Origin of the sequence: Caulobacter sp. D5 (assembly GCF_003185805.1) — a bacterium.
Taxonomy (GTDB): Bacteria; Pseudomonadota; Alphaproteobacteria; order Caulobacterales; family Caulobacteraceae; genus Caulobacter.
Map to the genome: position 1 here is coordinate 1 of NZ_QHJY01000475.1, position 1,445 is coordinate 1,445.

Sequence of the window (1,445 nt, forward strand, 5' to 3'; positions counted from 1 at the left end):
TGGGAGCCCGCGCCCGTCGTGCCGACGACCGCGCCGGTTCCGACAGTGATCTTGGCCAGGCCCGCGTCGCCGCCGGTGCCGCCGTCCGAGCCCAGCGAGACGACGCCGATGCCCAGGCCGCCCGAGCCACCGCCGCCGCCCACCGACTGGGCGAACAGGGCGTAGGCGCCGTCGCCGCTGGTGGTGGTGCTGGAGCCCGCCGAAGCGGTGATGGTCGCCGAGCCGCCCTTGCCGCCGGCCGCGCCGCTGTCGCCGAACGTCACCAGACCGATGGAGTCGCCGGCGCTGCCGCCCGAACCGCCGATCGACTGGGCCAGCACGCCGTGGGCGTTGCGGCCGGCGGTGTGGACGATCCCGCCCTGGGTCACCGAGACCGCGCCGCCATCGCCGCCGAACGAGCCGCCGCCGCCGTCGCCGACGATGCCATAGCTGTCGCCGCCGTTGCCGGCCGCGCCGCCCAGGCTCTGGGCCAGGATGCCGATCGCGCCTTCCTTGGAAGTGGAGATCGTTCCGGTGCTGGTCACCGTGACCGAGCCGCCCTGGCCGGGCGAACCGCCCGAGCCGCCGCCGCTGAAGATGTAGCCCGTGCCGCCGTCGCCGCCGACGCCGCTGCGGCTCTGGGCGAAGATGCCGTGCGATTCCACGCCGTCGGTGGTGATGTCGACACTGGCGTCGAGGGTGATGTTCCCACCGGCTCCGGCCTTGCCGCCGTGGGCCGCGTCCATGTTGCCGTAGGCGTCGCCGCCCTGGCCGCCGTCGCCGCCGACGCTGGAGATGACGACGCCCGGCAGCTTGTCGGACACCACCTCGATGTCGCCGTTGTTGGCCGTTGTGACGGTGCGGCTGAACGAGGGCCCGGCCTCGCCGTCATCGCCCGCGGTGGGGTTGTAGCCGATGGTGGCGCAGCCGATCAGCGGGATGCAGATCTCCAGACCGCCGCCGTCGTCGCCGTTGTCGCCGTTGCCGCCGTGGCGGGCGTCGGCGAAGGTGTTGATGTCGCCCGAGGCCGGCGGGAAGGCGTAATTGCCCGCGCCGGCGCCGGCCGAGCCGGCCGGCGGGGCGCCGGTGACGATGTCGCCCGACTTGTCGGTGACCACGGCCTGCGACTGGGTGGTGCTGGTCCCGACTTCCTTCACCGTGACGCTGATCACGCGGTCGTCGGCGTTCTTGGTGACCGCCGTGACCTCGTAGGACTTGCCTGTCTTGGTGTTGGTGTAGGTGTCGCCGACCGTGGTGGCCAGGAAGATGATGTTGCCGCTGGCGGTGCGGACGGCGGCGGGGGCGATGACCTCGACCACCTGCTCGTTGCTGCCTGTGACCGGGTTCAGCACGGCGTCGCCGACGGCGTAGACCGGCAGGGCGCCCATCAGGGCGACGGCGGCGACCGACGAGCCGGCCAAGTGCGCGCCCAGGCCCGCGCTCTCGTGCGCGGCGGCGGCCAGCGG

General features: G+C 73.6%; 1 pseudogene. It reads right to left on the reverse strand.

The window, feature by feature from the left end:
• Positions 1-1,445: pseudogene (locus DMC18_RS26295) on the reverse strand (hypothetical protein); the annotation flags it as partial.